Source organism: Blastococcus sp. SYSU DS0619, assembly GCF_054051035.1.
Window position 1 is genome coordinate 138,944 of the sequence record NZ_JBJHAM010000005.1, and the last position, 23,298, is coordinate 162,241.

Here is a 23,298-nt window from a genome sequence, read left to right on the forward strand (position 1 = left end):
TCCGCGTGTGCGATATCGCGCCGCGGCCGGGTTTGGCGCGCCGACGAGGAAGGGGAAGCTGGTACCCATGACCATCACACCCGAGGTCCTCGAGGCGGAGTTCTCGCTGACGACGGCCGCCACCCGGCTGGACTTCCTCAGTCGCCGCGACAACGGCGACACCGCCCTGAACACCGTCCAGGACGTCGACCCCGACTCGTGGGCCTCCCTCCGCGCCACCGAGACCCAGCTCGACGTCTACGAATCGCTGGAGCTGCTGGCCCTCGGTGAGGTCGTCGCGCGGAAGGCGCACGACAGCCAGCTGGTCGGCATCCGGGCCGCGCTGCGCGGCGGAGCCGACTGGGAGCAGATCGCCGCCGCCCTGGGCACGACCCCGGAGCAGGCGTGGGACTCCTTCAACGCCTCCGTCGCCCGCCAGCTCGACGACGACGCCGCCGCCTCGGCGCGCGAGCTCGCCGGCAGCCGCCCCGGCCGCTGACCGCGGCCGGTCAGCGGACCTCGACGCCCTTCCAGAAGGCGACCCGCCCGGTGATCTCCCGGGCCGCGTCCTTCGGCTCCGGGTAGTACCAGGCGGCGTCCGGGTTCGCCTGGCCGTCGACCTCCAGGGTGAAGTACGAGGCCGTGCCCTTCCACGGGCAGACCGTGTGCGTGTCCGAGGGGCGCAGGACGTCGTCGCGGACGGCGTCCCGCGGGAAGTAGGCGTTGCCCTCGACGGTGACGATGTCGTCGGACTCCGCGACGACGGTGCCGTTCCAGGTGGCAGTGGTCATGCCCCGATGGTCCTCGCCGGCGGACGCCCGCGCCGCCCGGAGCGGCCGGACCGGGCGTGGCTCCCGGCCCGTCTGGGCATGGAGCGGAGAGGCGGCCGCCCGGCCGCCACCCCGTCCGGACCCAGGAGGCCGCACAGATGGCGCACCCCCACGACGACCGCGAGCAGGACCCGGCGAACGCGGAGGGAACCCCCAAGGGCCGGCGCCTCGGCCGCATCCTGATCCCGCTGGTGCTCCTGCTGATCGCCGCGGCGGTCATCACCTACATGCTGGTGATCGGCTCGATCGGGACCGACGACTCGACGACCGAGGACATCGAGGGTGCGGCGGCCGCCGTCATCGGGACGTCGGCTCCGGCGCAGGTCTGACCCCCGGCCCGCGGACGGGCGTCAGCGGTCCAGCAGGGCGAACGTCGCAACCGCGTGGGCCAGGGCCTTGCCGCTCTGCTCGACGTCCGCCTCGCACACCGTGAGGTGCTCACCGCGGGTGCGCAGGCGGGCCGTCACCTCCAGCGGCCCGGGCTTCCCCGGCCGCAGGTAGGTCACCGTCAGCTGGCTCGTGGCGGGCACCTCGCCCTCGCCGGTGGTGGTCCGCACCGCGAGGCCCATGGCGGTGTCGACCAGCGTGGCCAGGACGCCGCCGTGCAGCGTGCCGGCCGGGTTGAGGTGCTCCTCGGTCACCTCGAAGCTCATCCGCGCCGAACCGTCCTCGGCCGTCTCGGGGCGCGCCCCCAGCCGACCGGCGAACCCACCCGTGCTTCCCTCGTCGCTCATCGCCCGCCCCTACCCCTGTGCGAACGCGGGCACGCCCCTGGGCCGGCTGTAGGGGCGGCCGGGGCTGCTGGGGTGGGCGCAGCGGTTCGTTGCGCACCGGCAGCGAGGCGGGCGGCCCCAGGGGCGTGGCACGTCGGCCGGGTGCGACAGGATCGCCGGCGACGCACGACGCCCCGCGACGCACAGGAGCTGCCATGAGCCACCCCGGACCCGACGGCACGCCGGAGGGCCAGCAGCCCGGCCAGCCCGGTCCCCACGGCCAGGTCGGTCAGCCCGGTGCCTACGGCCAGCAGCCCGGTCAGGCGGGGCCGTACCAGCCGTTCGACCAGCAGCCGGGTCAGCCGGCCGGTGGCTGGGTTCCGCCGCAGGGCGGCGCCACGCCCGTGGGGCAGCCGGAGCAGAAGGGTGGCGCCGCGAAGAAGGTGCTGCTCGCCGTCGGTGGCGTCCTGGTCGCGCTCGTCGTGGTCGGGCTGCTCGTCAGCATGCTGGGCCGGACCGAGCCGGAGGTCGGCGACTGCCTGCGGAACGCCGTCGGCGAGAACGTCGAGTTCGTCGACTGCGACTCGGCGGACGCCGAGGCCCGGATCGTCGGCATCGACGAGCAGGAGCTGGACTACGCCGAGTTCAACAACCCGGAGACGCTGGTCTGCGCCGATTTCCCGGAGGCGCTGGACGCCGTCTGGGTCGGTGAGGACCAGGAGGAGCCCGGCACGGTCTACTGCGCCGCGCCGGTCTGACCCCACCCCCCTCCGAATGCCCCGCCGGCCCGCCGGCGGGGCATTCGCCGTTCCTGCGCGTCAGGCGCCCGGCGCGCCCGCTCCGGCCCGCGACCCGGCGTCGCGACGCTCGGTCTCGCGGCGGTCCAGGTAGTAGGCGCCGAGCGCGCCGGCCACCGTGGCGAACACCGCCACCGAGTAGGTGGCTAGGACGATGTCGAGGACCCGCGCCAGCCCACCCTCGGCGGACAGCGGCTGACCGCTCACGGTGGCCAGCGCGGCGTCGTAGAGCGCCGTGCCGTAGTCGTCGTAGGCGCCGAGCACGTAGAGCAGCTGGCTCACGCCCAGCACCACCACGACCGTCACCGCGCCCAGCCAGCCGATCCGCCCGCTGAGCAGCCGGCCGGCCGAACGGGAGCCACGGACGGCGGCGGAGACGACGCCGCCGACGCGCGCGGCCCGGAGCAGGGTGAGCGCGCGGGCGAAGCGCAGGAACGGGATCGCGAGGAAGACCAGCTGCCACCAGTTGCGGGTCCAGAACCGCCGCTTGTCGCGGGCGGTGATGGCCCGGTGGGCGAACTCGGCGACGAAGACGACCCACAGCACCCAGCCGGTGATGCTGAGCGTGGTCACCAGCCACGGCTCCTGCGCCAGCGACTGGCCGAGGACGACGAGGACGAACACCAGCCCCAGCGCCCCCATCGGCTTGTCCAGCCGCCGAGCGAGCCCTTCCTTCTCGGGGGCGTCGGCGGCCTCCGGGAGCTCCTGGGCACGATCGCCGGGCGCGGGTCGCTGCTGCATCCCCCGCGACTACCCAGTTCGGCCGGTGCATCCCCGGGAGCCGGTGCGCGCGCGGTGCCGGCGTCAGGGCAGGCGGTCGGCCAGCTGCCGGGCGACCGCGACGGCGGCGGGGGAGGCGGGTCCGTCGGCCGCCGCCCGGAGCCAGGCGGCCAGCGGCGCGGCGAGGCCGGGGGAGAGCGCGGCGATCCACGCGGCGCTGCGGGTCCGCGCCTCGGCGACGTGCTCGGTGCCGCCGTCCGCGCCGTGGGAGACGACCTCCGGCCGGCTGGCCAGCAACCCGGCCAGGCGCCAGTCGCCGGGGGTGGTCCGCTCGGCCAGCGCCTCGAGCCGGTCGGCCACCGCCCGCAGCAGGGCGGCGTCGCCGCCGGGAGCCGGGTCTGCCGCGTCGGGGGAGCCGGGGTCGGTCATGCCTGTCGTTGTAGCGCACGGCACGCGGGGTGGGCGGCTGGTCGAGGCGGGGCTCGGGCATGCTTAGGTGTGCCTCGCCTATCTCCAGGAGGATCCACGTGACCAGGCTCGGGCGCACGACCGTCGGCGTCGTCTCCACCTTCACGCTCGCGGCGTCGCTGGCCGCCTGCGGCTCGGACGCCGACACGCTCACCGTGTACAGCGCCCAGCACGAGAGCCTGGTCCGCACGATGCTCGAGGACTTCACCGCGGAGACCGGCATCGAGCTGGAGTTCCGCGACGCCAACGACTCGGAGCTGGCCAACCAGATCATCGAGGAGGGCGAGGCCTCGCCGGCCGACGTCTTCCTCACCGAGAACAGTCCTGCCATCGCCGCCGTGGACGAGGCCGGGCTGCTCGCGCCCCTGGCGGAGGGGACGCTGGCCCAGGTCGGGGAGCAGTACCGGCCGTCCTCGGGCAACTGGGTCGGTTTCGCCGCCCGCTCGACCGCGCTGATCTACAACCCCGCGGAGGTCGCCGAGGACGAGCTCCCCGCCTCCATGCTCGACCTGGCCGACCCCGCGTGGGAGGGCCGGGTCGGCATCGCGGCCGGCGGCGCGGACTTCCAGGCGATCGTCAGCGCCGTCCTGGAGCTGGAGGGCGAGGACGCGACCCGGGAGTGGCTCGCCGGGCTGGAGCGCAACGCCGAGATCTACGCGAGCAACACCGCGATCATGAAGGCCGTCGACGAGGGCGAGGTCCCGGTCGGCATCACCTACCACTACTACTGGTTCCGCGACCAGGCCCAGAACGGCCTCATCGGCGACGACGCCGAGCTGCACTACTTCCGGAACCAGGACCCGGGCGCCTTCCTCAGCACCTCGGGGGCCGGGGTGCTCGCCTCCTCGGACCAGCCCGAGCAGGCCCAGCAGCTGGTCGAGTACCTGACCAGTCGTGCGGCCCAGGAACGGCTGGCCGACAGCAGCGCCCTCGAGTACGCCGTCGGCACCGACGTTCCCTCCGCCGAGGCGCTGCCGCCGCTGGCGGACCTGCAGGCCCCCGCCGTCGATCCGGGGACGCTCAACGCACCGCAGGTCACCGCGCTGATGCAGGAAGTTGGCCTGCTCTGACCCCTCCCGCGCTCCGCGTCCCGAGCCCCGGAGCGCCGGCCCTGCCGGCGGCCCGGGGCTCCGGCGCGTCCGCGGGCCGGGACCGGCGACCGCTGCGGCGCTCGCCGGTCACCCTCGCGCTGGCCGCCTGCGTCGCCGCGCTGGCCCTCCTCCCGTTGCTCTACATCGCCGGGTACACCCTCGACCTCGGCTGGTCGGGCATCCGCGAGCTGGTGTTCCGGCAGCGGGTCGCCGAGCTGTTGTGGAACACCACCCGCCTGGCCCTGGGCACGGTCGCGGTCTGCGCCGTCCTGGGCGTCGGCGCGGCCTGGCTGGTGGCGCGCTCCTCGGTCCCCGGACGGCGCCTCTGGCACGTGCTGCTGGTGGCGCCCCTGGCGGTGCCGGCCTTCGTCAACAGCTTCGCGTGGATCTCGCTGCTGCCGGGGCTGGACACCTACGCGGGCGCGCTCCTGGTCGTCTCGCTGTCGTACTTCCCGTTCGTCTACCTGCCCGTGGTGGCCGCGTTCCGCGGCCTGGACCCGGCGCTGGAGGAGACCGCCCGCGGGCTCGGGCTGTCCGGCTGGGCGGTCTTCCGGCGGGTGCAGCTGCCGCAGCTCCGCGTGGCCCTGCTCGGCGGCGGCCTGCTCGTGGCGCTGCACGTGCTGGCCGAGTTCGGGGCGCTGCAGATGCTGCGCTACCCGACCTTCACGACTGCCATCTACGACCAGTACCGGGCCACCTTCAACGGCCCGGCGGCCACCGTGCTGGCCGGCGTGCTGATCCTGCTCTGCCTGCTCCTGCTGCTGGCCGAGGTCCGGTTGCGCGGGCACCGCGGCTACGCCGGCAGCGGGCGCGGCGCGGCCCGTCCGGTCCGGCCGGTGGAGCTGCGGGCGCTCACCGTGCCGATGCTGCTGGTGCTGGCCGGACTCGTCGGCCTGGCGCTGCTGGTCCCGCTGGGGGCGCTGGCCTACTGGCTGGCCGGGGGCGCGTCGGCGGGCCCCGAGTGGGGTGCCCTCGCCGCGACGACCGGGAGCACGCTCGCCCTGGCCGCCGGCGCAGCCGCGGTCACCACGGCCATGGCCGTGCCGACCGGGTGGCTGGCGGTCCGCGCCCGTGGGCGGGTCGCGACGCTCCTGGAGCGGGCCACCTACCTGGGCAGCTCGCTGCCCGGCATCGTCGTCGCGCTGGCCCTGGTCACGCTGAGCCTCCGGGCCACCCCGTGGCTCTACCAGACCGTCCCGGTGCTGCTGGCCGCCTACGCGATCCTCTTCCTGCCCCGGGCCATCGTGACCGTGCGCGCGGCCGTCGAGCAGTCCCCACCCCTCTACGACGACGTCGCCGCCTCGCTCGGGTCGGCCGGCGTCGACCGGCTGCGCCGGATCACGCTGCCGCTGCTGGCGCCCGGCCTGGGCGCCGGCGCGGCCCTGGTCTTCCTCGCGGTGGTCACCGAGCTCACCGCCACGCTGCTGCTCGCCCCCACGGGAACGGCCACGCTGGCCACCGCGTTCTGGTCGGCCAGCAGCGCCCTCGAGTACGGGGCCGCCGCCCCGTACGCGGTGGTCATGGTGCTGCTCTCGGCACCGGCCACCGTGCTGCTCTCCCGCGACACCCGACGAGGACCATCCGCATGAGCGCTCTCACCGTCATCGGCCTCACCAAGGCGTTCGGCGCCACCCCCGTCCTCGCCGGTGTGGACCTGCACGTGCCGGCCGGTGGGCTCACCGCCCTGCTCGGCCCCTCGGGCTGCGGCAAGACGACGCTGCTGCGGCTGGTGGCCGGCTTCGACGACCCCGACAGCGGCACGGTCGCCCTCGACGACCGCATCGTGGCCGGTGCCGGGCGCGGCGTGCCCGCCCGCCGCCGGGGGATCGGCTTCGTGCCGCAGGAGGGCGGCCTGTTCCCGCACCTGAGCGTCGCCGGGAACGTCGCGTTCGGCCTGCCCCGCCGGCTGCGCACCGACCGCGGACGGGTCCGGGAGCTGCTGGCCCTGGTGGGCCTGGACGCCGAGCTGGCCGACCGGTCGCCGCACCAGCTCTCCGGTGGCCAGCAGCAGCGGGTCGCCCTCGCCCGGGCGCTGGCGCCCGAGCCCGCGCTCGTCCTGCTCGACGAGCCGTTCTCCTCGCTGGACGCGGGGCTGCGGGAGGAGACCCGGCGGGCCGTCGTCGCGGCGCTCACCGCCGCCGGTGCCACCGCCGTGCTGGTGACCCACGACCAGGCCGAGGCGCTGTCGACGGCCGACCAGGTGGCGGTCCTGCGCGACGGGCGGCTGGTCCAGCTCACCGATCCGCGGACGCTCTACCGGCGCCCGGCCGACCTCGACGTGGCCGCGTTCGTCGGCGAGTCGGTGGTCCTGGACGCCGAGATCCGGGACGGCAGCGCGCACTGCGTCCTGGGCGCGCTGCCGGTCACCGGGGCGGTGGCCGACGGGCCGGCCCGCGTCCTGCTGCGGCCGGAGCAGCTGCGGCTCGGCCCGCCGCTGGGCGCGGGAGCCCGGGCGCGCGTGCGCGAGGTGGACTTCTACGGGCACGACTCGCGTGTCTGGCTGGCCCTGCCCGACGGCGGCACGGTGACCGCCCGGCTGGAAGGGGCGGAGCTGCCCGCGGTCGGGCAGGAGGTCACGATCGAGGTGGCCGGCGCGGCGCTGACCTTCCCGGCCTCCGGGCGCGCCGCGCGCGCCGGCGTGGCCGGTCCGGCCGTCTGAGCCGACGCGCCGCGACCCGGTCGTGGGCGTTGGTTAGGAAAGCCTAAGCTGCCGCGCATGGATCTGTTCCTCTTCACCGTCGACCCGCAGTGGGGGCACGACGTCGTGGCCGCCGGCGCGGCCGGGATCGTCGTCGACTGGGAGCGGCGCGGCAAGCTGCGGCGCCAGGCGGGCGAGGGGACCCAGATCAACCGGGACACCCCCGAGGACCTGTCGCGGGTACGCGCGGCGACCCCCGGCCGCGTGCTCTGCCGGATCAACGGCTTCGGGCCCTGGACCGCCGGCGAGGTGGCCGACGCGGTCGACCGCGGGGCGGACGAGCTGCTGCTGCCCATGGTGCGTGGCACGGAGGAGGTCGACCGGACCCTCGACCTCGTCGCCGGGCGCTGCGGTCTCGGCATCCTGGTCGAGACCCAGGACGCCGTCGACCGGGTGGCCGAGCTCGCGTCGCGGCCGCTCTCGCGGATCTACGTCGGCCTCAACGACCTGCGCATCGACCGCGGGTCCGCCGAGCTGTTCCGGCCGCTGATCGACGGGACGGTCGACGGCGTGCGCGCGCAGGTGCCCATGCAGTTCGGGGTGGCCGGCCTGACCCTCCCGGGTCGGGGGTTCCCCGTCCCCGGTGACCTGCTGGCCGCGGAGCTGGTCCGGATCGACACCCGGTTCACGTTCCTGCGCCGCGCCTTCACCGCGGACATGGCCGGGCGCGACCCGTTCGTGGAGGTGCCCCGGCTGCTCGGCGGTCTCGACGCGCTGCGCCGCGCCGGTGCCGAGCGCTCCGCCGAGCACCGCCGCGCCTTCGTCGCCGCCGTCACGGCCGTGGGTCAGGAGGCCGCGGCGCGGGTGGCGCAGCCGGCGTGAGGGCGGTCGTGACCGGCGCCGGCGGGTTCGTCGGCCGGCACCTGGCGGAGCGGCTGGAACGGGACGGGTGGCACGTCACCGGCCTGACCCGCCGGAACGTCGACCTCGCCGATCCCGTGGCCGGCGCGGCCGCCGTGCGGGCCGCCGACCCCGACGTCGTGTTCGCCCTCGCCGCCGGCCGGTCCAAGGCCACGCCCGCCGAGCGCGCCGCCACGACGGCCGTCAACACCAGCCCGTGGCTGGTCGACGCGCTGCCCGACCGCTGCCGTGCCGTCGTCCGGCTGGGCTCCTCGACCGAGTACGCCGCCGCGGGGCACCCGCTGGCCGAGGATGCCGCGCTGGAGCCGCGCGGCTTCTTCGGTGCCACCAAGGCCGCCGGCTCGCTGCTCCTGCAGGCGGCGGCGGCCGAGCGCGGGGTCCGGGCGGCCGTGCTGCGCGCCTTCCAGGTCTACGGGCCGGGCGACCACCCCACCCGCCTGGTCCCGGTGGTGATGGCCGCCGCCCGCACCGGCGGCACGGTGGCGCTTCCCGCGCGGCTGAGTCGGCGGGACTGGGTCTGGGTGGGGGACGTCGTCGACGCCTGCGTCCGTGCCGCGGTCGACGACGAACTGCCCCCGGGCGTCGTGCTCAACATCGGCACCGGCGTCCAGACCAGCACCGAGGAGCTCGTGGCCACCGCCGAGCGGGTGACCGGCCGCCCGATCGCGACCGCGCCGGGGGCGCACCCCGGGCGCGGCTGGGACACCGCCGACTGGGTCTGCGACCCGGCGCGGGCCCGGCGGCTGCTGGGCTGGACGCCGACGGTCGACCTCGCCGACGGCCTGGCCCGGACCTGGGCAGCCGGATGACCGGCGGCGGGGGCGCGGGCCCGCGGGTGGCGGTCGTCGTCCCGGTGTACGGGAACGAGGCGACGCTCCGGGAGCTCGCCGACCGGCTCGGTGCGGCGCTCGCCGGCCGGCCGTGGCGGCTGCGGCTGGTCGTCGACGCCTCGCCGGACGACAGCCTCGCCGTGGCGCTCGCCCTCGCCGCCGGGGACCCCCGGATCGCGGTGACCGGGCTGACGGTCAACGTCGGCCAGCACGGCGCACTGGCCTGCGGCCTCGCCGCGGAGACGGCCGCCGATGCGTGGGTGTGCCTGGACGCCGATTTGCAGGACCCGCCGGAGGCGGTGCCGCTGCTGCTGGACCGGCTGGCCACCGGCGACGTGGCGGCGGTGTTCGCCGGGCGGCGGGGCCGCTACGAGTCCCCGCTCCGGCGGCTCACCGGCACGCTGCACCGCCGCGTGGCGGGACGGCTGACCGGGCTGCCCCCGGACGCCGGGGCCTTCCTGGCCATGGGGCCGGCGGTGCGGGCCGACGTCGTGACCGCCGTCCAGGAGCGGGGGGCGCCCAGCGTGGTCCTCGCCGTCGGCCGGTCGGGCCGGCCGGTCGCGAGCGTGCCGGTCGTCCGGGACCGGCGCCCGGTGGGCCGGTCGGCCTGGACCGCGCGCGCCCGGGTGCGGCAGTCGCTGCGGTCGCTGTCCTGGGCGGTGCGGGCAAGCCGCTGAGCGCGCGGTCAGCGGGTCCAGAGCTGGAGGACCAGGTCGGTCTTGCCCGCCGGGAACTCGTACTGGTCGGTCATCCGGAGGCCGGCGGACCGGAGGATCGCGTCGTCGTCGGTGGGTTCGGGCTCCCCGCCGAGGAGCCGGCGCACCAGCCAGACCCGGTCCTCGCCCGCGGGCGCGTCGTCCGGGGGGAGGACGACGTCCGGCCGCAGCCGGGGGGCCAGGGTCCGCACGTAGTGGTCGAGGCCGGTGGCCGAGCGCTGGTCGGCGGCGACGACCGGCTCGCCGGGCCGGTGCACCTCGGCCAGCACCGTCACCAGGTCGTCGGCCCGCTCGCGCGGTCCGCGGTCGGCGAGCGGCGCCGACGCCAGCAGGGAGCAGCCCAGCAGCAGCGCCGCCACCGGGACCCGCGCCGGCCGCGGCAGCGCCATCGCACCGGCCGCGGCCAGCACGCCCAGGCCGAGCAGGCCGGCCAGCAGGTAGCGGGGCAGGAAGACCGGCCGCACCAGCTCGGCGGTCACCAGCAGCAGCAGGGGCACGACCAGCCAGCAGGCGCCGACCACCCGGGCGCCGGCCGCGCGGAACACCCCGACCAGGGCGAGCCCCAGAGCGAGGTAGAGGAGCGGGTTCCGCCCGCCCGCCCACGCCTCGGCGGCGAGGGCGACCAGCCGGCCGTCGGTGTCGCGCAGGTGCTCGGCGTTCCGCGCCCCGGTCCCGTTCAGGACGGCGAGGCCCACGAAGCCCACGGCCGGCAGGGCGGCCAGCGCCCCGGTGAGGACGACCGGGAGCGCCCGCCGTCCCCGGAGCAGCACCGCGGCGACGACGAAGGCGGCGAGCACGGTGACCGCGTACCAGTGCGCCAGGCCCATGCCCGCTCCGGCCAGGCCGAACAGCAGCAGGCCGCGCGGCGGGGACTGCAGCCAGCGGACGAGCCCGAGCGCCGTGGCGCCGGTGGCCAGGACCGCCAGGCCGTAGCTGCGGGCCTCGACGGACTGCTCCAGGACCAGCGGGTTGGCTGCCAGCACCAGCCCGGCCAGCACGCCGGTGCCCCGGCCGGCGAGGCGGGTCAGAGCCCGGGTGATCAGCGAGAGCCCTCCCGCCGTCGCCAGGAGCGAGAGGACGCGGAGCGAGGTGTCCCCGCCCAGCCCCGGCACGGCGGTCCACAGGTACGTGACGAGGTAGTAGGGGGCGTTGTAGGACGGCGGTACCCCGGCCAGGTAGCTGGTGGTGCCCTCGCCGCTGGCGATCGCCGTGAGGATGTCGCTCAGCGGCAGGCGGGCCACCTCGGCGGTGAAGAGCTCGTCGAACCACAGGCCGTGCCCCGGGAGCAGCAGCCAGCCGCCGAGGAGCGCGACGAGCACCGCGGGCAGCAGCTCCGCCGGCAACCAGCGCAGCGGTGCTGCGGCGTTCCCGTTCGGGCTGCCCGGGGAAGCGGCGGCCGGGGGCACCTCCGTCGCCGTCGTCACCCCTGCAGGTTAGGCGACCCTGTGCGGTCTCCCGGGTACGGCGGTGGGGACCGGCCGGTGGGAGCGGCCCCGGGTCACGCGGGTTCGCGCCGCATCGGCACGTGCGGGATGCCGTCCTCGACGTAGCCCGGCCCGCTGCGGCGGAAGCCGAACCGCGCGTACCAGGACTCGAGGTGGGCCTGGGCGCCCAGCGTGAGCGGGCCGTCGCCGTAGCTGCCCAGCGCCGCGTCGATCAGTTGCGCGGCCAGTCCCCGGCCGCGTGCGCCGGCCGCGGTGGCCACCCGGCCGATGGCCCGCGTGGCGCCGTCGTCGAGCACCCGGATGGTGGCCAGCACCGCGCCGTCAGGCGCCTCCAGCCACAGGTGCTCGGTGGCCGGCTCCACGTCCCGGCCGTCGAGCTCCGGGTACGGGCACTCCTGCTCCACCACGAAGACGTCGACCCGCAGGCGGCACAGCGCGTAGACCTCGAACGGGGTCAGCTCGGCGAACCGGGCGCGGCGCAGACGGAGTTCGGCGGAAGTCACGCGGGATTTGTAACCCGGCGACCTCCAGCACCCGACGTCCGGGGGGCGGGCCGGGAAACTCCCGGTGGCCGACGGGAGGATCCGGACGGGGCGGGGTAGGAGGGGGGCATGTCGATGATGGATCCCTTGGACCCCTTCTCCGGTCGAGCCGACGACGACGGCATCCCCGCCGCCGACCCCGGCGCGGGTGCGCCGGCGCCGGCCGAGGGGTTCGGCATCGAGGGCGAGGACCCCGACCGCGCCGAGGAGACCGATCGGCCGCCCGCCGGTGCCGGCGGTCAGCACGCCGACCCGCCGGACGACCCGCCGTTCCGCACGCCGGACCCGCACGACGTCGGCCCGGCGACGGAGGACTGACCGACGCCGACCGGTCAGATGCCCAGAGCGGTGACGGCCTTGTCGACCAGCTGGAAGTGGCCGACGGCCCAGAAGGCGACGCCCGCCGCGACGAGCCCGCCGACGGTGACGGTGATCGAGCTGACGGGGTGCTGGCGGGCGTGCCGCCAGGCGTCCAGCGCCTTGCGGCGGAAGGTCGCGAAGAAGCGGCGGGCCCAGTCGAACTCCGTGGACCAGACCCACAGCCCGGCCAGCACCGGCGGGATGGTGAGCGGTCCCGGGAGGACGGTGAGCGCGATGCCGATGAGGACCAGCAGCAGCCCGGCGGTGAAGACGGCGATCCGGTAGGCGATGGCGACGCTCGGGTTGCGGTGCACCCGCTCGCGGAAGGACCCGGGCTCCACCGGGCGGGGCTTGCCGAGCCCGTCGGTGCAGTGCGCGCACCGGGTGGCGCCCCGGTCGCCGGCGGCGGGCTGCCCGGCGGCGCGGTTGCCGGTCATCCGGTAGCCGGCCGGGCGGGTGGTCGGCGGCGTGGAGGGCAGGGGGGCACCCATGGCGGAGGCTCCTCGGGACGGCGAGGAGGGCACTCCTCGGGCGGAACGGCGTGCGCGAGCTCTACCCGGTCCGCCCGAGGTCCATGCCGGTTGTGCACTACTCGGCTGCGAACAGCCGGATCAGCTCCGGGCGACGCCGCGCGCGACCTCGCCGGGGCGCTGCTGCTCCCCGGCGTAGGAGCTGAGCGCCACCAGCGCGCCGGTGAGCGCCGGGATCACCCACTGCAGCCGGTCGAGCTGCTCCTGGGCGGCGGCCACCTCGGCCTTCGTCCGCTTGGTCGGCTTAGTGCCCGAGCGGGACGGCGCGCCACCGGCGCCGGACACGACCTGCCCGAGCACGCGGCTGTACGCGGTGACGCCCAGGGCGGCGGCGGTGAGCAGGGTCTTGAGGGCCGACGTCGAGGCCACGCCCTCCTGCTGGGCGAGGCGGCCGCGGTTGGCGCGGAGCTGCCCCACGCTGCCGACCAGGTGGGCGCCGATGGCGACCGCGTTCACCGGCGTCCACCGGTCCCAGCCGGCGTTGGCGACCCGCCCGGTGCTCCGGGCGCCGGCGGCCTCACCGGCCGCGGCGTTCAGGGCCACGGCGTTGGCGAGCGTGCCGCCGAACCAGGCGGACAGGCCGAGGTCGTGCAGGGAACGGGACAGGGTGTTGCGGGCCATGACCTGGCTCCTCGTGTCGGGGCCCGACCCGTACCCGTTGTGCCGGTGATCACTCCGGGACACGGGAGGACGCGCCGTCCGGCGGGGGCGATCAGCTGCCGTAGCGGGCGGCGGACCGGGCGCGCGCCTTCGCGGCCTCGGTCTCGCGGTCCTTGGGCGGGGCGGTGGTGACCAGGGCGTCGAGGAGCCGGGCCGATGCGGCGGCCACCTCGGCCACCGCCCGGTCGAACACCTCGGCGTTGGCGCGCGACGGCTTCACCGTCCCGCTGATCTTGCGCACGTACTGCAGCGCGGCGGCCTGGATCTCGTCGTCGGCCGCGGGCGGCGCAAAGTTCGCCAGCGGGCGGATGTTGCGGCACATGCCGGCAGCGTAGGAGCCTTCAGGTGGGTCCGGGGCCCTCGTCGTCGGCGGACGGGCCGGGGAGCCACGGGAGCGGGAGGGGGCGCGGTGACGGTGCTCGTCGTGGACGTCGCGAACGTCGTCGGCTCCCGTCCCGACGGCTGGTGGCGCGACCGCGCGGGCGCGGCGGGCCGGTTGCTGGGCCGGCTGGCGGCCCTGCCCGGGGCAGAGGTGGCGCGTCCGGACGGCGGGCCGCTGGGCTGCACCGAGGTGGTCGCCGTCGTCGAGGGGGCGGCCCGGGACGTCCCGGCACCGGACGGCGTGCGGGTCGTCCGGGCGCGGGGGAGCGGCGACGACGCCCTCGCCGAGACCGTTCGCGACCTGGCCGGCGACGGCGCCGACGTGCTCGTGGTGACCGCCGACCGGGGGCTGCGCGCCCGGCTGCCCGACGGCGTCGCCGTCACCGGGCCCGGCTGGCTGCTGGGCGAACTCGACCGCATGACCGCCGGGGGGCAGGGGTAGTCGGTCGTGGACAACCGGTCTCCCCGGACACCGGCCCGGCCCCACCCCAGGCGAGGAGTTCTCCGTGCCGATCCCCGACTCCGACGGGTCACCGCTCACCGCGCTGATCACCGGCGCGTCCAGCGGCATCGGCCGGGCGACGGCGGTGCAGCTGGCCGGCCGCGGCGCCCGGCTGGTCCTCGTCGCCCGGGGGCCCGAGCCCCTGGAGGCCACCGCCGCCGAGGCCCGCGCCGCCGGCGCGGCCGCGGTCACCGTCTGCCCGGCCGACGTCCTGGACGAGGACGCGATCCACGCCGTCGTCTCGTCCGCCGTCGCCGAGTTCGGCCGGCTCGACGTCGTGGTGCACTCGGCCCAGGTGATGGCCTACGGCCGGATCGAGGACGTGCCCAAGGAGGTTTTCGAGCGGGTCGTCGACACCTCGCTGCACGGCACCGCCACGGTGGCCCGGCACGTCCTCCCGGTCTTCCGCCGGCAGCGCGGCGGGCACCTGGTCATCGTCAACTCGCTGCTCGGCAACGTCACGACCCCGGTGCTGGGCAGCTACGCCGTCGCGAAGTGGGGGCAGCTGGGCCTGGCGCGGGTGCTGCAGCAGGAGACCCGCGACGAGCCGGGCATCTCCGTCTCGATCGTCCAGCCCGGCGGTGTGGACACCCCGATCTACTACCAGGCGGCCACCTGGGCCGGCAGCACCGGCCGGCCGCCGCCGCCGGTGTACTCACCGCAGCGGGTGGCGCGACGGGTGCTGTCCACCCTCGAGAACCCGCGGCGGATCGTGCAGGCCGGTGTCGCGAACCACCTGATCACCGCCGGTTTCCGGCTCCTGCCGGGGCTCTACGACGTCCTCGTCGAGCCGCTGCTGCGCAGCGTCGCCCTGTCCGGCGACGACGCGCCGCCGACCGAGGGCAACGTGTTCGAGTCCCGGCCGGAGGGGAACGCGGCCGAGGGCCGCTGGCGCAGCATCTGAGCGGCCGCGTCGGGCGGGTCCGCCGGCCCGGTTGGCGACGGCCGGCCCGGGTAGGGGCCCGGCGCCGTCCGGGGTACCGGGCGCGGAGACGACGGACCGTCCGGGAGTCGTCGTGGCGCGACATCCAGGAGTTGGCATGGACACCCCCGCCCCGGAACTGCAGGCGATGCCCCTGGGTCTCTACGACGTCGTCCAGCTGGCGCTCCTCGGCGCCGGTTTCGCACTGTTCGCCTACTTCCTCTACGCGCTCACCAGCCGCGAGGAGGTGTCGGCCCGGTACCGCCCGTCGGCCTACGCCGGTCTCTGCCTCGCCGCGGTCGCGGCTCTCGCCTACGCCCGCCTCGTCAGCAACTGGGACGCCGGCTTCACGCTGCAGGGCGACGTCTACGTGCCGAACCAGGAGGCGCGGCACACCATCAGCAGCCGCTACATCGACTGGTCGATCACCGTGCCGCTGCTGGTGGTCGAGCTGCTCGCGGTGTGCTCCCTCGCCGGCGCCAGGGCGCGCAACCTGCGCTTCTCGACCATGGCCGCGGCCTTCCTCATGATCGTCACCGGATACATGGGATCCCAGGTGATCGCCCAGGGCCGCGACACCACGGCGCTGGTCGTGTGGGGGCTGATCAGCACCGCCTTCTTCGTCTACCTCTACGTCGCACTGATCGGTGCGGTCCGGGCCTCCCTGCCGACCATGGGCGCGGAGGCCGCCACCAGCCTCCGCAACGCGACGATCGTGCTGCTGGGCAGCTTCGGCATCTACCCGCTGATCTACGCGATCCCAGTCTTCGCCGACGTCACCCCGGCCTGGCTGACCGCCATGCAGGTCGGCTACTCGGTGACCGACGTCGTCGCCAAGGTCGGGTTCGGCGTGCTGATCCACAAGGTCGCCAAGCTCCGCACGGCCGAGGACGTCAGGGAGGGGGTCGACGTCCACACCGAGCCGGTGTGGTCCAGCAACGTGCACAAGAGCGACGCCGTGCTCCCCGAGCTGGGCCGGGTCTCCCCGGCGGTGCTGTCCCGGGTCCGGAACGGGGACGTCCGCCCCGACCGCGGCTGACGGTGTGGGTCCCGGCGTCGCCGCGTCGGCGGCCGGCCGCGCTGCCGGGGTCCCGATCGAGGCCCCGGCCCGGGCAGCGACCCGGTGGTCGTGCGCGGCCGCCGGTGCGGTGCTGGCGGTCGAGGTGGTCGTCCCGGGTGGCTGGGGGACCACCGGCTCGGCGACCGTGCTGGTGGCCGGACTCCTCCTGGGCCTCCCGCACGGTGCCGTCGACCACCTCGTCCCCGCGTGGCGGCTCGGCTGGCCGCTGACCCGGCGGCTGCTCTTCGGGGCGGGGTACGCCGGTCTGGCCGCCGGGGCGTACGTGGCCTTCAGGACCGCGCCCGGCCCGGCGCTGCTGCTCTTCGTCCTGGTCTCGGCCTGGCACTTCGGCACGGGGGAGACGGCCTTCGCCGACCTGCGCGCCGGCCGGCCCGTGCGGACGCGGCCGGTGCCGGCGCTGGTGCTCGGTGGTCTCGTCCTCCTGGTGCCGCTGCTCCGCGGCCTGGGCGCGCCCGGCAGCGACACCGGCGCCCTCGCGGCGGCCGTGGCTCCCGGCTGGGGCGGCGTGCCCCCCGCGGCCGCGACGGCAGCCGTCGCGGTCCTGACCGGGGCCGGGGGAGTGCTCGCGATCGTCCTCGCCCGTCGCCACCGGTGGCTGGAGGTGGGGGAGACCGTCCTCGTGGCTGCGGTGGCGCTCGTGGTCCCGCCGTTGGCCGCCTTCGGCGTCTACTTCGGCGCCTGGCACTCGGTGCGGCACGTGGCGAGGGTGGTCGCCGAGGACCCGGCGAACGGTTCCGATCTCGTCGCGGGGCGGCTGGCGCGACCGCTGCGCCGGTTCGCGCTGGCGGCCGGTGCGCCGACCGCCGCGGTCCTGCTCGTGCTCGCGGTGCTCTGGTCCGCGGCGGGGGGCTGGCGCGGGCTCGTCGCCACGGACCTGCCGCTGCTGGCGGCTCTGACGTTGCCGCACGTCCTCGTCGTCGGCTGGGTCGACCGCACCCAGGCGAGGAGCTCGACGGGGTGAGCCCGGGAGCCGGGGCCCGGGCGATGGGGCGACCGTGTGAACAGCACGTTCCGTTGCGTCGCAGCCGGTTGTGCCCGCGTCGGGGGAGGGCCAGGCTGGCCCTCCCCGGCTCCGCGGGGACCAGCTGGAGAGGGCCTCGCCATGTCCGCCGAACCCCGACTCGACCGTGCCCGCACCGGGACGCACCACGCCGGTATCGAGGTCGAGACCGTCGACCCCGGCTACCACCGGAAGCGGCAGCTGCGTACCGGGACCGCCGGGTGGGTGCTGCTGGCCGGGCTCGGGGTCGCCGCCGTCATCTCCGGTGACTACGCGGGCTGGAACTTCGGCCTGGCCCAGGGCGGTTTCGGTGGGCTGCTGATCGCCGTCGCCCTGATGGCGGTCATGTACTCGGCGATGGTCTTCGGCCTGGCCGAGCTCGGGTCGGCGCTGCCGACCGCCGGCGGCGGCTACACCTTCGCCCGTCGCGCGCTCGGGCCCTGGGGCGGCTACGCGACCGGCGTGGCGGTGCTCATCGAGTACGCCATCGCCCCCGCGGCGATCGCCACCTTCATCGGCGCCTACGTGGAGTCCCTGGGGCTGTTCGGCATCACCGACGGCTGGTGGGTCTACCTGGCCGCCTACGCGCTGTTCGTCGGCATCCACCTGATGGGGGTCGGCGAGGCGCTCAAGGTCATGCTGGTCATCGCGGCCGTCGCCGTCGCGGGGCTGGTCGTCTACCTGGCCGGCGCGATCCCGGCGTTCGACCCGGCGAACCTGCTCGACATCGCGCCCACCGACGCCGCCGGCGCCTCGGACTTCCTGCCGTTCGGGCTGATGGGCATCTGGGCGGCGTTCCCGTTCGCGATCTGGTTCTTCCTCGCCGTCGAGTGCGTGCCGCTGGCCGCCGAGGAGGCCCGCGACCCCGCCCGGGCCATGCCGCGCGGCATCGTCGCAGCCATGGGCCTGCTGCTGGTGCTCGCGGTGCTGATGCTGGTCTTCACCGCGGGGGCCGGCGGCTCGGAGACCATGTCGGCCAGCGGGAACCCGCCGGTCGAGGCGCTCGAGGTGGCCGGTGCCTCGTCGGCGCTGACCTCCGTGGTCAACTACGCCGGCCTGTTCGGGCTGGTGGCCAGCTTCTTCTCGATCATCTACGCCTACTCGCGGCAGACCTTCGCGCTCTCCCGCGCCGGCTACCTGCCCCGCGCCCTGTCGGTGACCAACAGCCGCAAGGCGCCGGTGCTCGCGCTGCTGGTGCCCGGCGCCATCGGGTTCGTGCTCTCGCTGACCGGGCAGGGCGCGATGCTGCTCAACATGGCCGTCTTCGGGGCCACGGTCTCCTACGTGCTGATGATGGTCAGCCACATCGTGCTGCGCCGCCGGGAGCCGGAGCTGCCGCGCCCGTACCGGACGCCGGGCGGCACGGTCACCACCGGCATCGCGCTCGTGCTCGCCGCCGCTGCCGTCGTCGCCACCTTCCTCGTCGACGAGGTGGCCGCGCTGTGGACGCTGGGCGCGTACGCGCTCTTCCTCGGGTACTTCGCGCTCTACAGCCGCCACCACCTGGTGGCCTCGGCCCCGGAGGAGGAGTTCGAGCTGCTCGCCGCGGCCGAGGAGGAGGTGCGATGACCGTCCGCCGGACGACGCTGGGCGGGCGCACGTACGAGTTCCCGTCCCTGTCGGACCTGCTCGCCCGGGCGACGCCGGCCCGCTCCGGCGACGTGCTGGCCGGGTGCGCGGCGGAGTCGGCGGCGCAGCGGGTCGCCGCGCAGACGGTCCTGGCCGACCTGCCGCTGGCCACCTTCCTCGCCGAGCAGGTGGTCGGTTACGAGGAGGACGACGTCACCCGGCTGATCCTGGACACCCACGACCCGGTCGCCTTCGCCCCCGTCGCCGGGCTGACCGTGGGGGAGTTCCGCGACCGGCTGCTGGCGTGGTCGGCGGCCGGCGACGAGGCGGCGATCACCGGGCTGGCCCGCGGGCTCACCCCGGAGATGGTGGCCGCCACCTCGAAGCTGATGCGCAACGCCGACCTGATCGCGGTGGGGCGGCGGGCCCGGGTGGTGACCGGGCTGCGCAGCACCCTCGGGCTGCCCGGGCGGCTGGCGTCGCGGCTGCAGCCCAACCACCCGACCGACGACCCGGTGGGGGTGACGGCGTCCATCGTCGACGGATTGCTGCAGGGGTCCGGGGACGCGGTGATCGGCATCAACCCGGCCACCGACTCCCCGGGCCGGACCATCGCCCTGCTCGAACTCGTCGACGCGGTGATCCGGCGGTACGACATCCCGACCCAGTCCTGCGTGCTCGCCCACGTGACGACGACGCTGCGGGCGCTGGAGAAGGGCGCGCCGGTGGACCTGGTGTTCCAGTCCGTCGCCGGCACGCAGGCGGCCAACCGGGGGTTCGGTGTCACCCTCGACCTGCTCGCCGAGGCGCGGGCCGGCGCGCTGGCGCTGGGCCGCGGCACCGTCGGGCGCAACGTCACCTACTTCGAGACCGGCCAGGGGTCGGCCCTGTCGGCGGACGCGCACCGCGGCGTCGACGGGCGGCCGGTGGACCAGCAGACGCTGGAGGCCCGGGCCTACGGGGTGGCCCGGCACTTCGAGCCGCTGCTGGTCAACACCGTCGTCGGCTTCATCGGGCCGGAGTACCTCTACGACGGCAAGCAGGTGATCCGGGCCGGGCTGGAGGACCACTTCTGCGGCAAGCTGCTCGGCCTGCCCATGGGCGTCGACGTCTGCTACACCAACCACGCCGAGGTCGACGGCGACGACACCGACATCCTCACCCTGCTGCTGGGCGCGGCCGGCTGCTCGTTCGTCATCGCCGTCCCGGGCTCGGACGACGTGATGCTGCACTACCAGTCGCTGTCGTTCTCCGACGTGCTCACCGCCCGGCAGGTGCTCGGCCTCCGGCCGGCGCCGGAGTTCGAGGCGTGGCTGGCCCGGATGGACCTGCTGGACGACGACGGGCGGGTGCGGTCGCTGACCCCGGACGCGCCGGCGGCGAAGGCGCTGCTCGCGGCGGCGCGGTCGTGAGCGCCGTCAGCGGCCGGGTGGCCGACGACCCCTGGGCGGCGCTGCGGGCGGCGACCCGGGCCCGCGTGGCGCTGGGCCGGGCGGGGGACGGGCTGCCCACCGCGCGGGAGCTGGAGTTCCGGCTGGCGCACGCGGTGGCCCGCGACGCCGTGCACACGGCCCTGGACCCCGATCTCGTGCGGGCCGGGCTCGACGGGCTGCCGGTGATCGAGGTGCACTCGGCGGCCGCCGACCGCGCCGAGTACCTGCAGCGCCCCGACCTCGGGCGGCGGCTGGCGCCCGGGTGGACGCTGCCGCGCCCGGAGGCCGACGTGGCGATCGTGCTGGCCGACGGGCTCTCCCCGCGGGCGGTGCACGAGCACGGGGCGGCGCTGGTGACGGCGCTGCTCGACCGGCTCGCCGACTGGTCGGTGGGCCCGGTGGTCCTCGCCGCCCAGGCGCGGGTGGCGCTCGGTGACCAGATCGGCGCGGCGCTCGGCGCCCGCGTCGTCCTGGTGCTCATCGGCGAGCGGCCGGGGCTCTCCTCCGCGGACTCGCTCGGCGTCTACCTGACCTGGGCGCCGCGGCCGGGCCGGGCCGACTCCGAGCGCAACTGCGTCTCCAACGTGCGGCCGCCGCACGGGCTCGGCTACGCGGAGGCGGCCGACCTGGTCGTCCGGCTCCTGGGCGCCGCGCGGGAGCTCGGCGCCTCTGGCGTCGCGCTCAAGGACGAGGGGCCGACGCTGCCCGGATAGCGCTCAGCCGACCCAGCGGTAGCCGTTCTCCGGCCGGCCCGTCCCGCCGTACCGGGGGAGGACCGCGGCCCGGCCGGTCCGCTCGAGGTGCTCCAGGTACCGGCGGGCGCTCACCCGGGCCAGGCCGCACCGCTCCGCCACCTCGCCGGCGGACAGGTCCACGGCGGGGTTGCCGCGCAGCGTGCGCGCCACCGCCTCGAGGGTGCGGGGCGAGAGCCCCTTCGGCAGGTCGGAGACCGTTCCCGGGCCGCCGGTGCGCCGGCGGCCGCCCAGCATCCGGTCCACGTCGCTCTGGTCGAGGCCGCCCGGCGGGTCCTCGCTGCGGCGCAGCAGCTCGGCGCGGTGGGAGCGGTACAGCTCCAGCCGCTCCCGGAAGGTGGCCAGGGAGAACGGCTTCACCAGGTAGTCCACGACGCCGCCGGTCATCGCCTGCCGGACGGTGTCGGCCTCCCGCGCGGCGGTGATCGCCAGGACGTCGGGCTGCGGTCCCGGCGTCGAGCGGATCCGCCGCAGCACCTCCAGGCCGGAGATGTCGGGCAGGTAGACGTCGAGCAGCACCAGGTCCGGCCGCAGGACGCGCACCGCCTCCACCGCCTGGGTCCCGCGGTGCACCTCGCCCACCACCTCGAACCCGGGCAGCGACTCGACGTACCCGCGGTGCACCGAGGCGACGGCGAAGTCGTCGTCGACCACGAGCACGCGCACCGGGCCGGCGCCGGTCACGGGGCGACCAGCGCGTCCGGCGCGGGCTGCCGCGACCCGGGCAGCCGCACCGAGACCCGGGCGCCGCCGGCGGGGGAGTCGGTGACCGTCGCCGTGCCGCCCCGGCGGGCCGCGATGCGGGCGACGAGGGCCAGGCCGATGCCGCGGCCGTGGTTGCCGTCCGGCCGGCCCTTCGTGGTCACGCCCACGTCGAAGACCCGGTCCCGGTCGGCCGGCGCGACGCCCGGCCCGTCGTCGTCGACCTGCACCAGCACGGTGCCGTCGTCGTCCTGGCGCACGAACACGTGCACCTCGCCGCCGTGGCCGGCGGCGTCGACCGCGTTGTCGACGAGGTTGCCGACCACCGTCACGACGTCGTCGCCGAGCCCGGCCGGCAGCCGGCTGCCCGCGCCCAGCACCAGCCGGACGCCCTGCTCGCGCGCCACTGCGGCCTTGGCCAGGAGGAGCGCGGTCACGCCGGGATCGGCGACGTCGGTCAGCGGTGCCCCGCCGAGCAGCCGGCCCCCGCCGATGCGCTCGATGAAGGAGACGGCGTCGTCCCGCCGGTCGAGCTCGATCAGCCCCTGGACGACGTGCAGCTGGTTGCTGAACTCGTGCGCCTGGGCCCGCAGCGTGTTGGTGAGGTTGCGCTGGCCGTCGAGCTCCCGCATCGCGCTGAACAGCTCGGTGCGGTCGCGCAGGGTGAGCACCTCGGCGATCCGGCGGCCACCGACGACGGCGGGCGTGCGGTTGGCGACCAGCAGGCGCTCGCCGGAGAGCACCAGCTCGTCGGTGACGTCCCGGTCCCCGAGCACGAGCGGGAGCATGGCCGTGTCGAGCACCTCGGCGGCCGGCCGGCCGGCGACGTCCGGCGGCAGGTCCAGCAGCCGCGACGCCTCGTCGTTGACCAGGACGACGCGGCCCTTCTCGTCGACCGCGACGAGGCCCTCGCGGATGCCGTGCAGCATCGCCTCCCGGGTCTCCAGCAGCCGGGCGATCTCCTCGGGCTCCAGGCCGAAGATGCGGCGGCGCAGCAGCCGGACGAGCAGCACCGACCCCAGCGCGCCGACCAGCGCGGCACCGCCGAGCCAGGCGACGAGCACCGGCGCCTCGCGGTCGAACTCCGCGGCCAGCTCGCGCTCCAGGATGCCGACCGACACGGCGCCGATGACCGCGCCGTCCGGGCCGCGCACCGGCACCTTCGCGCGCAGCGACTCCCCGAGGGTGCCGGTCTCGGTGCCGACGAACACCTCGCCGGCCAGGGTGGTGCTCGGGTCGGTCGACACCCGCTCGCCGATGCGGGCCGGGTCGGGGTGGGACAGCCGGATGCCGGTCGCGTCGGTGATGACGACGAAGGTGACCGCGGAGGCCTCCCGGATGAGCTCCGCGAGCGGCTGCAGCGTCTCGCTGGGGTCGGCGGTGCCGTAGGCGTCCACCACGCTGGGCAGCCGGGCGGTGCTGTTGGCGACGGTGAGGACCTGCTGCCGGTAGGCGTCGCGGATCTGCTCCTGCTGGTAGTGGACGGCGACGGCGCCGGCGAGCAGCAGTGTCACGAGCACGATGCCCACCTGGAGCAGCAGCAGCTGCGCTCCGAGGGTCATGGTCCGGCGCACCCGCCCATTGTCACCGCACGGCCGCCGGATGTGACTGCGACCACAACGACCAATACGACCGCTACGACCGCAGCATGTCCCTGCCGTCCCGGCGCTCCTAGCGTCCGTCGCACCACGAGCCACCCGGCTCCGGGACGAGGAG

28 protein-coding genes are annotated in these 23,298 nt (G+C 76.0%); 17 read left to right on the top strand and 11 right to left on the bottom strand.

What is annotated here, in order from left to right; translation table 11 throughout:
- Positions 1-67 precede the first annotated feature (67 nt).
- On the top strand, positions 68-478 hold the full coding sequence (locus ACI79T_RS09155) for a hypothetical protein (protein WP_456609742.1): 411 nt from the start codon (positions 68-70) through the stop codon (positions 476-478).
- 10 nt (positions 479-488) lie between these two features.
- Here ACI79T_RS09155 and ACI79T_RS09160 read toward each other — a convergent pair whose 3' ends face one another.
- Positions 489-770: a DUF427 domain-containing protein gene (locus tag ACI79T_RS09160; protein ID WP_456609743.1), complete on the bottom strand. Its 282-nt coding sequence runs from the start codon at positions 768-770 to the stop codon at positions 489-491.
- Between the two features lie 137 nt (positions 771-907).
- Between ACI79T_RS09160 and ACI79T_RS09165 the strand changes: the two genes are divergently transcribed.
- Positions 908-1,138 (top strand): hypothetical protein, encoded by a 231-nt coding sequence (locus tag ACI79T_RS09165; protein WP_456609744.1) that lies wholly within the window; start codon positions 908-910, stop codon positions 1,136-1,138.
- A gap of 21 nt (positions 1,139-1,159) precedes the next feature.
- Here ACI79T_RS09165 and ACI79T_RS09170 read toward each other — a convergent pair whose 3' ends face one another.
- On the bottom strand, positions 1,160-1,543 hold the full coding sequence (locus ACI79T_RS09170; protein ID WP_456609745.1) for a PaaI family thioesterase: 384 nt from the start codon (positions 1,541-1,543) through the stop codon (positions 1,160-1,162).
- A 194-nt stretch (positions 1,544-1,737) separates the two neighbouring features.
- Between ACI79T_RS09170 and ACI79T_RS09175 the strand changes: the two genes are divergently transcribed.
- Entirely contained in the window at positions 1,738-2,280 is a 543-nt protein-coding gene (locus tag ACI79T_RS09175; protein ID WP_456609746.1) for a hypothetical protein, read from the top strand.
- Positions 2,281-2,340: 60 nt separating this feature from the next.
- On the opposite strand, the gene ACI79T_RS09180 is transcribed toward ACI79T_RS09175, so the two are convergent.
- Together ACI79T_RS09180 and ACI79T_RS09185 are read right to left on the bottom strand one after the other, a co-directional pair.
- Positions 2,341-3,060, bottom strand: coding sequence for a hypothetical protein (locus tag ACI79T_RS09180; RefSeq protein WP_456609747.1), 720 nt, complete (start codon positions 3,058-3,060; stop codon positions 2,341-2,343).
- 63 nt (positions 3,061-3,123) lie between these two features.
- A complete protein-coding gene (locus ACI79T_RS09185; RefSeq protein ID WP_456609748.1) occupies positions 3,124-3,468 on the bottom strand; it encodes a hypothetical protein in 345 nt (114 codons plus the stop codon).
- Between the two features lie 98 nt (positions 3,469-3,566).
- On the opposite strand from ACI79T_RS09185, the gene ACI79T_RS09190 reads away from it, so the two are divergent.
- From ACI79T_RS09190 to ACI79T_RS09215, 6 genes are all read left to right on the top strand, one after another.
- A complete protein-coding gene (locus tag ACI79T_RS09190) occupies positions 3,567-4,577 on the top strand; it encodes an iron ABC transporter substrate-binding protein (RefSeq protein WP_456609749.1) in 1,011 nt (336 codons plus the stop codon).
- A 155-nt stretch (positions 4,578-4,732) separates the two neighbouring features.
- Complete coding sequence (locus ACI79T_RS09195) at positions 4,733-6,187, top strand: ABC transporter permease (RefSeq protein ID WP_456609750.1); 1,455 nt, start codon at positions 4,733-4,735, stop codon at positions 6,185-6,187.
- Positions 6,184-7,257: an ABC transporter ATP-binding protein gene (locus ACI79T_RS09200; protein ID WP_456609751.1), complete on the top strand. Its 1,074-nt coding sequence runs from the start codon at positions 6,184-6,186 to the stop codon at positions 7,255-7,257. Before ACI79T_RS09195 ends, ACI79T_RS09200 begins: the two co-directional genes overlap by 4 nt.
- Positions 7,258-7,314: 57 nt before the next feature.
- Positions 7,315-8,118, top strand: coding sequence for an aldolase/citrate lyase family protein (locus tag ACI79T_RS09205; RefSeq protein WP_456609752.1), 804 nt, complete (start codon positions 7,315-7,317; stop codon positions 8,116-8,118).
- A complete protein-coding gene (locus ACI79T_RS09210; RefSeq protein ID WP_456609753.1) occupies positions 8,115-8,966 on the top strand; it encodes an NAD-dependent epimerase/dehydratase family protein in 852 nt (283 codons plus the stop codon). Before ACI79T_RS09205 ends, ACI79T_RS09210 begins: the two co-directional genes overlap by 4 nt.
- Positions 8,963-9,664, top strand: a complete 702-nt coding sequence (locus tag ACI79T_RS09215) for a glycosyltransferase (RefSeq protein WP_456609754.1) — start codon at positions 8,963-8,965, stop codon at positions 9,662-9,664. Before ACI79T_RS09210 ends, ACI79T_RS09215 begins: the two co-directional genes overlap by 4 nt.
- A gap of 8 nt (positions 9,665-9,672) precedes the next feature.
- On the opposite strand, the gene ACI79T_RS09220 is transcribed toward ACI79T_RS09215, so the two are convergent.
- Both ACI79T_RS09220 and ACI79T_RS09225 read right to left on the bottom strand, forming a co-directional pair.
- Complete coding sequence (locus tag ACI79T_RS09220) at positions 9,673-11,127, bottom strand: hypothetical protein (RefSeq protein ID WP_456609755.1); 1,455 nt, start codon at positions 11,125-11,127, stop codon at positions 9,673-9,675.
- Between the two features lie 74 nt (positions 11,128-11,201).
- Complete coding sequence (locus tag ACI79T_RS09225; protein WP_456609756.1) at positions 11,202-11,651, bottom strand: GNAT family N-acetyltransferase; 450 nt, start codon at positions 11,649-11,651, stop codon at positions 11,202-11,204.
- A gap of 108 nt (positions 11,652-11,759) precedes the next feature.
- Between ACI79T_RS09225 and ACI79T_RS09230 the strand changes: the two genes are divergently transcribed.
- The gene (locus tag ACI79T_RS09230) at positions 11,760-12,008 is read left to right on the top strand and encodes a hypothetical protein (protein WP_456609757.1); all 249 of its coding nucleotides are present in this window, start codon (positions 11,760-11,762) and stop codon (positions 12,006-12,008) included.
- Positions 12,009-12,022: 14 nt separating this feature from the next.
- Here ACI79T_RS09230 and ACI79T_RS09235 read toward each other — a convergent pair whose 3' ends face one another.
- The 3 genes from ACI79T_RS09235 to ACI79T_RS09245 form a co-directional block, all read right to left on the bottom strand.
- Positions 12,023-12,541, bottom strand: a complete 519-nt coding sequence (locus ACI79T_RS09235; RefSeq protein WP_456609758.1) for a PGPGW domain-containing protein — start codon at positions 12,539-12,541, stop codon at positions 12,023-12,025.
- 120 nt (positions 12,542-12,661) lie between these two features.
- The gene (locus ACI79T_RS09240; protein ID WP_456609759.1) at positions 12,662-13,201 is read right to left on the bottom strand and encodes a hypothetical protein; all 540 of its coding nucleotides are present in this window, start codon (positions 13,199-13,201) and stop codon (positions 12,662-12,664) included.
- Between the two features lie 91 nt (positions 13,202-13,292).
- The gene (locus ACI79T_RS09245) at positions 13,293-13,562 is read right to left on the bottom strand and encodes a DUF2277 domain-containing protein (protein ID WP_456609760.1); all 270 of its coding nucleotides are present in this window, start codon (positions 13,560-13,562) and stop codon (positions 13,293-13,295) included.
- 87 nt (positions 13,563-13,649) lie between these two features.
- On the opposite strand from ACI79T_RS09245, the gene ACI79T_RS09250 reads away from it, so the two are divergent.
- The 7 genes from ACI79T_RS09250 to eutC all read left to right on the top strand — a co-directional run bounded on the left by ACI79T_RS09250 (position 13,650) and on the right by eutC (position 20,841).
- The gene (locus ACI79T_RS09250; protein WP_456609761.1) at positions 13,650-14,063 is read left to right on the top strand and encodes a hypothetical protein; all 414 of its coding nucleotides are present in this window, start codon (positions 13,650-13,652) and stop codon (positions 14,061-14,063) included.
- Positions 14,064-14,127: 64 nt separating this feature from the next.
- The gene (locus ACI79T_RS09255) at positions 14,128-15,027 is read left to right on the top strand and encodes an SDR family NAD(P)-dependent oxidoreductase (RefSeq protein WP_456609762.1); all 900 of its coding nucleotides are present in this window, start codon (positions 14,128-14,130) and stop codon (positions 15,025-15,027) included.
- A 136-nt stretch (positions 15,028-15,163) separates the two neighbouring features.
- Positions 15,164-16,084, top strand: coding sequence for a bacteriorhodopsin (locus tag ACI79T_RS09260; protein ID WP_456609763.1), 921 nt, complete (start codon positions 15,164-15,166; stop codon positions 16,082-16,084).
- Positions 16,085-16,088: 4 nt separating this feature from the next.
- Entirely contained in the window at positions 16,089-17,087 is a 999-nt protein-coding gene (locus ACI79T_RS09265; RefSeq protein ID WP_456609764.1) for a beta-carotene 15,15'-dioxygenase, Brp/Blh family, read from the top strand.
- A 141-nt stretch (positions 17,088-17,228) separates the two neighbouring features.
- Positions 17,229-18,695: an ethanolamine permease gene (gene eat, locus ACI79T_RS09270; protein WP_456609765.1), complete on the top strand. Its 1,467-nt coding sequence runs from the start codon at positions 17,229-17,231 to the stop codon at positions 18,693-18,695.
- Positions 18,692-20,107, top strand: coding sequence for an ethanolamine ammonia-lyase subunit EutB (locus ACI79T_RS09275; protein WP_456609766.1), 1,416 nt, complete (start codon positions 18,692-18,694; stop codon positions 20,105-20,107). Before eat ends, ACI79T_RS09275 begins: the two co-directional genes overlap by 4 nt.
- Positions 20,104-20,841 carry an ethanolamine ammonia-lyase subunit EutC gene (gene eutC, locus ACI79T_RS09280; RefSeq protein WP_456609767.1) on the top strand — a complete coding sequence of 246 codons (738 nt, stop codon included), beginning with the start codon at positions 20,104-20,106 and terminating at the stop codon, positions 20,839-20,841. Before ACI79T_RS09275 ends, eutC begins: the two co-directional genes overlap by 4 nt.
- Positions 20,842-20,844: 3 nt before the next feature.
- Here eutC and ACI79T_RS09285 read toward each other — a convergent pair whose 3' ends face one another.
- Both ACI79T_RS09285 and ACI79T_RS09290 read right to left on the bottom strand, forming a co-directional pair.
- Positions 20,845-21,564 carry a response regulator gene (locus tag ACI79T_RS09285; protein ID WP_456609768.1) on the bottom strand — a complete coding sequence of 240 codons (720 nt, stop codon included), beginning with the start codon at positions 21,562-21,564 and terminating at the stop codon, positions 20,845-20,847.
- On the bottom strand, positions 21,561-23,144 hold the full coding sequence (locus ACI79T_RS09290) for an ATP-binding protein (protein WP_456609769.1): 1,584 nt from the start codon (positions 23,142-23,144) through the stop codon (positions 21,561-21,563). Before ACI79T_RS09290 ends, ACI79T_RS09285 begins: the two co-directional genes overlap by 4 nt.
- Positions 23,145-23,298: the final 154 nt, after the last annotated feature.

Bases quoted from the DNA above. Each gene is read 5' to 3' on its own strand.
- ACI79T_RS09155 (WP_456609742.1), top strand. From the start codon at position 68: ATGACCATCACACCCGAGGTCCTCGAGGCGGAGTTCTCGCTGACGACG.
- ACI79T_RS09205 (WP_456609752.1), top strand. From the start codon at position 7,315: ATGGATCTGTTCCTCTTCACCGTCGACCCGCAGTGGGGGCACGACGTC.
- ACI79T_RS09215 (WP_456609754.1), top strand. From the start codon at position 8,963: ATGACCGGCGGCGGGGGCGCGGGCCCGCGGGTGGCGGTCGTCGTCCCG.
- ACI79T_RS09165 (WP_456609744.1), top strand. From the start codon at position 908: ATGGCGCACCCCCACGACGACCGCGAGCAGGACCCGGCGAACGCGGAG.
- ACI79T_RS09240 (WP_456609759.1), bottom strand. From the start codon at position 13,201: ATGGCCCGCAACACCCTGTCCCGTTCCCTGCACGACCTCGGCCTGTCC.
- ACI79T_RS09180 (WP_456609747.1), bottom strand. From the start codon at position 3,060: ATGCAGCAGCGACCCGCGCCCGGCGATCGTGCCCAGGAGCTCCCGGAG.
- ACI79T_RS09160 (WP_456609743.1), bottom strand. From the start codon at position 770: ATGACCACTGCCACCTGGAACGGCACCGTCGTCGCGGAGTCCGACGAC.
- ACI79T_RS09170 (WP_456609745.1), bottom strand. From the start codon at position 1,543: ATGAGCGACGAGGGAAGCACGGGTGGGTTCGCCGGTCGGCTGGGGGCG.
- ACI79T_RS09230 (WP_456609757.1), top strand. From the start codon at position 11,760: ATGTCGATGATGGATCCCTTGGACCCCTTCTCCGGTCGAGCCGACGAC.
- ACI79T_RS09260 (WP_456609763.1), top strand. From the start codon at position 15,164: ATGGACACCCCCGCCCCGGAACTGCAGGCGATGCCCCTGGGTCTCTAC.
- ACI79T_RS09245 (WP_456609760.1), bottom strand. From the start codon at position 13,562: ATGTGCCGCAACATCCGCCCGCTGGCGAACTTTGCGCCGCCCGCGGCC.
- ACI79T_RS09290 (WP_456609769.1), bottom strand. From the start codon at position 23,144: ATGACCCTCGGAGCGCAGCTGCTGCTGCTCCAGGTGGGCATCGTGCTC.
- ACI79T_RS09175 (WP_456609746.1), top strand. From the start codon at position 1,738: ATGAGCCACCCCGGACCCGACGGCACGCCGGAGGGCCAGCAGCCCGGC.
- eat (WP_456609765.1), top strand. From the start codon at position 17,229: ATGTCCGCCGAACCCCGACTCGACCGTGCCCGCACCGGGACGCACCAC.
- ACI79T_RS09275 (WP_456609766.1), top strand. From the start codon at position 18,692: ATGACCGTCCGCCGGACGACGCTGGGCGGGCGCACGTACGAGTTCCCG.
- ACI79T_RS09235 (WP_456609758.1), bottom strand. From the start codon at position 12,541: ATGGGTGCCCCCCTGCCCTCCACGCCGCCGACCACCCGCCCGGCCGGC.
- ACI79T_RS09185 (WP_456609748.1), bottom strand. From the start codon at position 3,468: ATGACCGACCCCGGCTCCCCCGACGCGGCAGACCCGGCTCCCGGCGGC.
- ACI79T_RS09200 (WP_456609751.1), top strand. From the start codon at position 6,184: ATGAGCGCTCTCACCGTCATCGGCCTCACCAAGGCGTTCGGCGCCACC.